Genomic DNA, 9,095 nt, shown 5'->3' with positions numbered 1-9,095 from the left:
TTACGGCGGTCATAGCGAAGGGGAAACGCCCGGTCCCATTCCGAACCCGGAAGCTAAGCCCTTCAGCGCCGATGGTACTGCACTCGCCAGGGTGTGGGAGAGTAGGACGCCGCCGGACATCATTCAGGAAGAGCCACCCCTTCGGGGGTGGCTCTTTCTGTTTCCCCAGTAGTTCTCTGGGGCCGAGCCCCCGCGTGCCCCACGCCGGCTGAGCGCCCACGCCGGCAGAGCGCCCACGCCGGCAGAGCGCCCACGCCGCCCTCCGAGCGGGTAGTTCATGTCCCCTCCGGAGTGCTTGAGGGAGCACCTAGTGCCCTCTCGGCGCAGTGATGCAGCGCTGCGGCGGGAGAGGCCACGCGTCGACGCGGCTGGATCACGCGGAGGTGCGCCGTGTGCGCGCGTGAGGTCCTACCTCAGGCAGCAACCGCTCGCGCCGAGATGGCACCTCTCGGCTGCGTCGCCGCGTCGCGTGCAGCCGAGAGTCGCCATCTGGGCGAGGTCAGACCGCGGGCCGGGACGTGGGCGCGGGGGATACCGCGGGCTCGACGCTGGCGCGGGCGACCGGGGCGCGGAGGGCCGCAGGACGCCGTCGGGTTGTGTCGTCGCCGTGTGACACCGCCTGGGCTGTGCCGTGTCCGTGCGACACCGCCCTGGCCTGTGCCGTCTCGGTGCGACACCGCCCGGGCTGTGCCGTCTCCCTGCGACGACGCAGTGCCTGCGCGGCGACGCGACGGCGCCGACCGCGCGCGACGTCGCCCTGCCCGGACGACGACCGTCCGAGCGTGACGCCGCCCTCGCGGCGCGACACCGCCGCCGCGCAGCGCAGCGGGCGGGTCAGGCCGGGACGAGGTACAGGACGCCCAGGGGCGGGACCCGGAGCGTCGCGGAGAACGCGCGCCCGTGGTGCGGCTCGGGCCGGGCCTGGACCTGGCCGAGGTTGCCGACCCCGGAGCCGCCGTACTCCTCGGCGTCCGTGTTGATCGCCTCGATCCAGGTGCCACCCTGGGGGAGTGCCAGGCGGTAGTCCTCGTGCGGGACGCCGGAGAAGTTCACGACGACGGCCACGACGTTGCCGCGGTCGTCGCGGCGCAGGTACGCGAGGACGTTCCGGTCGGCGTCGTTGGCGTCGATCCACTCGAACCCCTGGGGGGAGTGGTCGAGGGCCCACATCGCGGAGTGCGAGCGGTAGAACCGGTTGAGGTCCCGGACGGCGGACTGCACGCCGCGGTGCGGGGCGTGGTCGAGCAGGTACCAGTCGAGGGACCGGGACTCGGCCCACTCGGTGCCCTGGGCGAACTCGGTGCCCATGAAGACGAGCTGCTTGCCGGGGTGGGACCACTGGTAGGCGAGCAGGGCGCGGACGCCGGCGCGCTGCTGCCAGTCGTCGCCGGGCATCTTGCGCATGACGGAGCCCTTGCCGTGCACGACCTCGTCGTGGCTGATCGGCAGGACGAACTGCTCGGAGAACGCGTACACGAGCGAGAAGGTCGCCTCGTGGTGGTGGTACCGGCGGTTGATGGGCTGCTCCGCGAGGTAGCGGAGGGTGTCGTTCATCCAGCCCATGTTCCACTTCAGGCCGAACCCGAGGCCGCCCCCGCTGGTGGGGGTCGTGACGCCGGGCCAGGCGGTCGACTCCTCGGCGATCATCATGACGCCGGGGGTGCGCCGGTACGCGGTGGCGTTCGCCTCCTGGAGGAACGCGATCGCCTCGAGGTTCTCGCGGCCGCCGTGCACGTTCGGCTGCCACTGCCCGGGCTCGCGCGAGTAGTCGAGGTAGAGCATCGAGGCGACGGCGTCGACGCGCAGGCCGTCGGCGTGGAACTCCTCGAGCCAGTAGGTGGCGTTGGCGACGAGGAAGTTCTTCACCTCGTTGCGCCCGAAGTTGAAGACGTAGGTGCCCCAGTCGAGCTGCTCGCCGCGCTGCGGGTCGGGGTGCTCGTAGAGCGGGGTGCCGTCGAACCGCGCGAGGGCCCACTCGTCCTTGGGGAAGTGCGCGGGCACCCAGTCGAGCAGGACGCCGATGCCGGCGCGGTGCAGGGTGTCGACGAGGTGCCGGAAGTCGTCGGGGTGGCCGAACCGCGAGGTCGGGGCGTAGTACGACGAGACCTGGTAGCCCCAGGAGCCGCCGAACGGGTGCTCGGAGACGGGCAGGAGCTCGACGTGCGTGAAGCCCATCTCGAGGACGTACGCGGTGAGCTGCTCGGCGAGCTCGCGGTAGGACAGACCCTGGCGCCAGGAGCCGAGGTGCACCTCGTAGATGCTCATGGGCCCGGAGTGCGGGTCGTGCGAGCGGCGCTGGTCGATCCAGTCCTGGTCGCCCCAGGTGAACTCGGACTCGACGACGACGGACGCGGTGGCCGGCGGGACCTCGGTGCCCTTGGCGAGCGGGTCGGCCTTCTGCCGCCAGGAGCCGTCGGCGCCGACGACCTCGAACTTGTACCGGGTGCCGGCGCCGACACCGGGGACGAAGATCTCCCAGACGCCGGAGTCGCCGAGGGAGCGCATGGCGTGCTGGGCGCCCTGCCAGTGGTTGAAGTCGCCGACGACCCGCACGGCGCGCGCGTTGGGCGCCCACACGGCGAAGGCGGTCCCGGTGACGTCGCCGAGCGCGCCGGGGTAGCGGTGCACGTTCGCGCCGAGGACGGTCCACAGCTGCTCGTGCCGGCCCTCGCGGATGAGGTGCCGGTCGAGCTCCTGGACCGTCGGCAGGTAGCGGTAGGGGTCGTCGACCCGCTGGGTCTCCCCGGCGTAGGTGACGTCGAGCCGGTAGTCGACCACCTGCGTCTCGGGCAGCACGGCGACCCAGATGCCGTCCTGCTCGTGCTCGGCCGCGGTGCTGCCGGAGGCGGTGACCACCACGACGGCGTCGGCGAGCGGGCGCAGGGTCCGCACGACGAGACCGCTCGGGGTCAGGTGGGCGCCCAGCACGGAGTGCGGGTCGTGGTGCGTGCCGGAGGCGACGGCGCGCAGGGTGTCGTGGTCGACGGTGACGGGCGACGTCTCGGCCGGGCGGTTCATGACCCCACCCAACCACCACCCGGGCGTTCGCGCAGCCAGACCGCGCGCGCGGGCCTGCCCGTCAGTCGCGCAGGACGGCGCCGGCCGCCGCGGCCCACCACAGGTCGGCCAGCGCGCGGTGCCCGGCGGGGGTCGGGTGGACGCCGTCCGCCGCCAGCGCCGCGGCGCCGTGCTCGGCCGCGAGGGCGGCCAGGTGCGTCCCGGCGGGGACGAGGACGGCGTCGTGCTCGGCGGCGAGCCGGTGCACGACGGCGACCTTCGCGCCGAGGTCCTCGTCCCACCAGCGCTCCTGCTCGGGCGTGACCGGCACGACGAACGGCTCGACGAGGACCAGGCGCCGGACGCCGGCGGCCAGGGCGGACCCGAGCAGCCCGCGGTACGTGGCCTCGAAGGCCTGGGCGGGTGTCGTGACGCCGCGGTCGTAGCGCCGCCAGGTGTCGTTGATCCCGACGGCGACGGACAGCACGTCGGGGCGCTCGGCCAGCACGTCGGCCTGCCACCGCGCCGCCAGGTCGACGGCCCGGTCGCCGCCGACCCCGCGGTTGGTGACCCGGCAGCCGCGCAGCGGCCCCTCGGCGAGCAACCGGACGTAGCCGTCGCCCAGGTGCTCGGGGTCGGCGCGCCGGCCGCAGTCGGTGACGGAGTCGCCGACGAGCAGGACGTGCGTGGGTGCGGGCTCGGGCACGCCGGGCAGGCCGGCGGGGGTCGCGGGGCTCACGCCCGGCAGTCTGCCAGGCGCGCCCCGGCCCCGGCGCGGGTTCAGCCCAGCAGCCGCTGCACCCCCGCGAGCGGGATCGGCAGCCAGTCCGGCCGGTTGCGCGCCTCGTAGACGGCCTCGTAGAGCGCCTTGTCGAGCTCGAGCACCCGCAGCAGGTGCGCCCGGGTTCCGGGGTCGACCTCGCCGCTCTCGGCCGTGTAGCCGGCGAGGAACGCGGTGCGCGCCACCTCGGTCCACGCGGCGGGCGCGCCGCCCACCGCCGCGGCGTAGTCGAAGGACCGCAGCATGCCCGCGGCGTCGCGGAGCGCGAGATCGGGCCGGGTGCGCTGCGCGACGGGGAGCAGCGGCTCGCCCTCGAAGTCGAGGACGTACCAGGTGTCGTCGCCGCGCAGGACCTGCCCGAGGTGCAGGTCGCCGTGCACGCGCTGCCGGTGCGGGACGTCGGCGAGCAGCCGGGTGCGCTCGGCGAGCGCGGCCACCGCGTCGCCGAAGCCCTCGAGCTCGGGGACGATGCCGCTGGCCCAGGCGAACCGCGCGGCGAGCGCGTCGGCGACCCGGGCGGCGGCGGGGGACAGGCCGGGCTCGGGGTCGGCGGCGTGCCGGCCGCCGGAGGACCCCGCGTCCGTCGCGCCCGGGTCCGCGGCGCCGTCCGCCGGCAGCACGTCGTCCGGCAGCGCCCGCGCCAGGGCCCGGTGCATCTGCCCGATGACCTCCCCGAGGTCCTCGGCGAGGTCGCCGAACGACTCGCCGCGCTTCGCGAGGTCGCACGCCAGCTCGAAGCCGTCGTGCGCCCCGGGCACGAAGGCGCTCAGCACGCCGAGGTGCCCGTGCGCGGTGCCGTCGCCGTCGGGCCACTCCGCGCCCAGCCAGGCGAGCGGCCGCGGCACGTGCGTCCAGCCCACCTCGGCCAACGCGCGCGGCACGTCGACGTCCGGGTTGTCGCCCTCGGTGAGCCCGCGGAACACCTTGAGCATGGCGGTGCTGCCGTCGGGGCCGGCCCCGGGGAGGATGACGGAGGTGTTCGACTGCTCGCCCGGCACGACCTTCGGCGCACCCAGCGCGCCCAGCCCGTCGCCGTCGGTCGAGGCCGCGCCGTCGGGCCGGTCCGCGGCGGCCAGCCAGGCGCGCTCGAACTCGGGCCGCCCCGCGCCGTCGACGACCGCGGTGCCGTCGGGCAGCCGCCCGACCAGCGCGGCGTCGCCGTCGGCCACGTCGGTGCCGAGCACCACGGGCACCTGGAGCACGGCCCCGGTGCCGCCGCCCTCGGCCCGCAGCAGCAGGAGCCGCACGTCGGCGGCGCCCTCCGGGTCGGCGAGGGTCAGGCCGCCGATCGCGGTGACCCGCGCGTCGACGCCCTTGATCGGGAACCAGCGCCGTCCCGGCAGCCAGGGCGCCAGCAGCGCGGCCAGCGCGTCGTCCCGGTCCTCGTGGGCCACCCGTCGGTCGGTCATGCCGTCGTCACCGCCAGCCAGTAGAAGTCGCGCGACCCCAGGGTGAAGGTGGCGGTGCCGTCCGCGCCGACGTCGGGGAACTTCGCGCCGCCGAACACGTCCTGCAGCGTGGCCCCGGCGAGCTCCGGGGGCAGCCGCAGGGTGCTGGCGCGCGCCGTCGAGGCGAGGTTCGCGACGCACAGCAGGGTCTCGCCGGAGTCCCGGCGCAGGAAGGACAGCACGGCGTCGTTGTCGCCGGGCACCACCTCGAACGTCCCGCGGCCGAGCGCCGGGTGCTGCCGGCGGACCATGAGCATGCCGCGCACCCAGTGCAGCAGGGACGTCGTCTGCGCGAGCTGCGCCTCGACGTTCACGTTGTTGTAGTGGTGCACGAGCGACTGGATCACCGGCAGGTAGAGCTTGCCTGGGTCGGCCGTCGAGAAGCCGGAGTTCCGGTCGGGCGTCCACTGCATCGGGGTGCGCACGGCGTCGCGGTCGGCGAGCCAGATGTTGTCGCCCATGCCGATCTCGTCGCCGTAGTAGAGGCACGGCGACCCGGGCAGGGACAGCAGCAGCGCGTGCGCGAGCTCGATCTCCTTGCGGGAGTCGTCGAGCAGCGGCGCGAGCCGGCGGCGGATGCCGATGTTGGCGCGCATCCGGGAGTCGGGGGCGTACCAGCCGTACATCGAGGCGCGCTCCTCGGTGGACACCATCTCGAGCGTGAGCTCGTCGTGGTTCCGCAGGAACGTGCTCCACTGGCCGCCACCCGGGATCGCCGGGGTGTCCGCGAGGATGTCGACGATCGACGTCGCCCGCTGGTCGCGCAGCGAGTAGTAGATCCGCGGCATCACCGGGAAGTGGAAGCACATGTGGCACTCGGGCTCGGCCTCGGTGCCGAAGTAGTGCACGACGTCCTCGGGCCACTGGTTGGCCTCGGCGAGCATGATCCGGCCGGGGAACTCCCGGTCGATCATCGCGCGCAGGTCGCGCAGGAACCGGTGCGTCTCCGGGAGGTTCTCGCAGTTGGTCCCGTCCCGCTCGTACAGGTAGGGGACCGCGTCCAGCCGGAACCCGTCGACGCCGACCCGCAGCCAGAACCGCGCGACGTCGAACATCGCCTCGACCACCCGCGGGTTGTCGAAGTTCAGGTCGGGCTGGTGGCTGAAGAACCGGTGCCAGAAGTACTGCCGGCGCACGGGGTCGAACGTCCAGTTGGACGTCTCGGTGTCGACGAAGATGATCCGGGCGTCCTGGTACCGCGTGTTGTCGTCGGACCACACGTAGAAGTCGCCGTAGGGGCCGTCCGGGTCGGACCGGGACGCCTGGAACCACGGGTGCTGGTCCGAGGAGTGGTTCATCACCAGGTCCACGACGACGCGCATCCCGCGCTCGTGCGCGGCGGCCACCAGGTCGGTGAAGTCCTCGAGCGTGCCGTACTGCGCGGCGACGGCGGTGTAGTCGGACACGTCGTACCCGCCGTCGCGCAGCGGGGACGGGTAGAACGGCGGCAGCCACAGGCAGTCGACGCCGAGCCACTGCAGGTAGTCGAGCCGCGCCGTCAGGCCCTTGAGGTCGCCCGAGCCCGAGCCGTCCGAGTCGGAGAACGACCGGATCATCACCTCGTAGAACACCGCGGTGCGGTACCACTCCGGGTCGTCGCTGAGGCCGCCGTGCTCGGCGCCCGGGACCGGCGGCTGCCGGCGCGCGGGCAGGGCGGTGGTGGCGATCGCGCCCGTGGCCGGGGCGGCCCCGGCGGAAGGGCTGCCGTGCGGCACGTGCGCGCCCGCGCCCGTGACCGTCGGGACGACCCCCGTCGCGGACGGCACCGGCGTGCCGCCCGACGTCCCCGCGGGGGTCACACCCGCTCCACCCGGATCACGTGCGCGACCCGGCTGTACGGGTCGAGCCGCACCCACGGGTGGCCGTCCCAGGCGTAGACCTCCTGGGACAGCACGTCGTGCGCCACGAACCGGGCGTCCGGGTCGAGCCCGAGCGCCGCGAGGTCGAGGTCGACCACGCCGTCGTGCGCCGACCGGGGGTCGAGGTTCACCACGACCAGGACCGTGTCGTCGGCCCCGGTCGGCGACAGGTGCGCCGGCAGGTGCCGGGAGAACGCGACCAGCGACGGGTCCGACGTGGGGTGCACGGTGAGGTTGCGCAGCTGGCGCAGCGCGGGGTGCGCCCGGCGGATCTCGTTGAGCGAGCGCAGCAGCCGGGCGATGCCGAGCGGCTCGGCCGCGGCCCAGTCCCGGGGCTTGAACTCGTACTTCTCGTTGTCGATCTGCTCCTCGACGCCGGGCCGCGGCACGTCCTCGACCAGCTCGTAGCCGGAGTAGATGCCCCAGGTCGGCGAGCCGAGCGCCGCGAGCACCGCCCGGACCGCGAAGCCCGCGGTCCCGCCGGTCTGCATGTACGGCGTGAGGATGTCGTGGGTGGTCGGCCAGAACGACGGCCGCATCCACGAGCCCTGCTCACCGGACACCTCGGCGAGGTACTCGGCGACCTCCTCCTTGGTGTTCCGCCACGTGAAGTACGTGTACGACTGGTGGAACCCGACGCGCGCCAGGTTGAGCATCATCGCCGGACGGGTGAACGCCTCGGAGAGGAACACCACGTCCGGGTGCGCCGCGCGGACGTCCGCGAGCAGCCACTGCCAGAACGACAGCGGCTTGGTGTGCGGGTTGTCGACGCGGAACGCGGTGACGCCGTGGTCGATCCAGACCTGCAGGACGCGGCGGATCTCCCGCGCGATGCCCTCCGGGTCGTTGTCGAAGTTCAGCGGGTAGATGTCCTGGTACTTCTTGGGCGGGTTCTCGGCGTAGGCGATCGTCCCGTCGAGCCGGGTGGTGAACCACTCGGGGTGCTCGGCGACCCACGGGTGGTCGGGGGAGCACTGGAGGGCCAGGTCGAGGGCCACCTCCAGGCCCTGCTCCCGGGCCGCGGCGACGAACGCGTCGAAGTCCTCGAACGTGCCGAGCGACGGGTCGATCGCGTCGTGCCCGCCGTCCGGCGAGCCGATCGCGTACGGCGAGCCCGGGTCGCCCGGCCTGGCGTCCAGGGTGTTGTTGCGGCCCTTGCGGTGCGTGGTGCCGATCGGGTGGATCGGCGTCAGGTAGACGACATCGAACCCGAGCCCGGCGATCCGCGGCAGGTCCTCGGCGGCCGTGCGCAGCGTGCCGGTCGTCCAGGTGCCGGTGGCGTCGTCGTAGGTGGCGCCGATCGACCGCGGGAAGATCTCGTACCAGGAGCCGGCGAGCGCCAGCGGGCGGTCGACGACGAGCGGGTAGGTGGGCGACGGGCTCACGAGCTCGCGCACCGGGTGGGCGGCCAGGGCGGCCCGCACCTCCGTGGACAGGCCGGCGGCGAGCCGGGCCTCGGCGGGGCGGCTGTCGTCGCGCAGGGCGGTCGCGGCGTCGCGGAGCAGCCGGGCGTCGGACTCGGGGATCGCGGCGCCGGCGTCGTCGGCGGTGCGGTCGGCGGCGCGGGTGAGCAGGCGGGCGCCCTCCTCGAGGACGAGCTCGACGTCCACGCCGGCGCCGACCTTGAGCGGCGCGTCGTGCGTCCAGGTGCCGAACGGGTCGGACCAGCCCTCGACGCGGAAGCCCCAGGCGCCCGCCTCGTCGGGCACCAGGCGCGCCTCGTACCGGTCGAGCCCGGGGGCGATGTCGACCATCGTCGCCCGGGCGCGGTCGGTGCCGTCCGGGCCGACCAGCACCGCGGTGGCGGCGCACGCGTCGTGGCCCTCGCGGAACACCGTGGCGCGGATCGGCACCGCCTCGCCCACGGTGGCCTTGGCGGGCCAGCGCCCGGCCTCGGCGACGGGGGAGACGTCCACGACCGGGATGCGGCCGATGGGTGCGTGGTCCGGCCGGGCCGCCGCCTCGACCGCCGCGGCGGCGGCGACGGCCTGGGCCGGGCTCGCGGCCTTC

At 74.3% G+C, this 9,095-nt stretch carries 5 protein-coding genes and 1 rRNA gene; 1 reads left to right on the top strand and 5 read right to left on the bottom strand.

The genetic code is table 11. The features are described from left to right. Nucleotide 1: 1 nt before the first annotated feature. Nucleotides 2–118 (top strand): 5S ribosomal RNA (rrf, locus tag G6556_RS14545). A gap of 716 nt (nucleotides 119–834) precedes the next feature. Here rrf and glgB read toward each other — a convergent pair. The 5 genes from glgB to G6556_RS14520 form a co-directional block, all read right to left on the bottom strand. Continuing rightward, nucleotides 835–3,018, bottom strand: coding sequence for a 1,4-alpha-glucan branching protein GlgB (gene glgB / locus G6556_RS14540; protein ID WP_166942832.1), 2,184 nt, complete (start codon nucleotides 3,016–3,018; stop codon nucleotides 835–837). 61 nt (nucleotides 3,019–3,079) lie between these two features. Continuing rightward, nucleotides 3,080–3,736, bottom strand: coding sequence for a GDSL-type esterase/lipase family protein (locus tag G6556_RS14535; protein ID WP_346774920.1), 657 nt, complete (start codon nucleotides 3,734–3,736; stop codon nucleotides 3,080–3,082). Nucleotides 3,737–3,777: 41 nt separating this feature from the next. Continuing rightward, nucleotides 3,778–5,187 (bottom strand): phosphotransferase, encoded by a 1,410-nt coding sequence (locus G6556_RS14530; protein WP_166942829.1) that lies wholly within the window; start codon nucleotides 5,185–5,187, stop codon nucleotides 3,778–3,780. Further along, nucleotides 5,184–6,878 carry a maltose alpha-D-glucosyltransferase gene (treS, locus tag G6556_RS14525; RefSeq protein ID WP_205693520.1) on the bottom strand — a complete coding sequence of 565 codons (1,695 nt, stop codon included), beginning with the start codon at nucleotides 6,876–6,878 and terminating at the stop codon, nucleotides 5,184–5,186. The genes G6556_RS14530 and treS overlap by 4 nt, the downstream gene beginning before the upstream one ends. 143 nt (nucleotides 6,879–7,021) lie before the next feature. Further along, nucleotides 7,022–9,019, bottom strand: a complete 1,998-nt coding sequence (locus G6556_RS14520) for an alpha-1,4-glucan--maltose-1-phosphate maltosyltransferase (protein ID WP_166942834.1) — start codon at nucleotides 9,017–9,019, stop codon at nucleotides 7,022–7,024. Nucleotides 9,020–9,095 lie beyond the last annotated feature (76 nt).

Origin of the sequence: Cellulomonas sp. IC4_254 (genome assembly GCF_011603975.1) — a bacterium.
Lineage (GTDB): Bacteria > Actinomycetota > Actinomycetes > Actinomycetales > Cellulomonadaceae > Cellulomonas.
This window is presented reverse-complemented; position numbering and strand designations above follow the sequence as displayed.

Bases quoted from the DNA above. Each gene is read 5' to 3' on its own strand.
- glgB (WP_166942832.1), bottom strand. From the start codon at position 3,018: ATGAACCGCCCGGCCGAGACGTCGCCCGTCACCGTCGACCACGACACC.
- G6556_RS14530 (WP_166942829.1), bottom strand. From the start codon at position 5,187: ATGACCGACCGACGGGTGGCCCACGAGGACCGGGACGACGCGCTGGCC.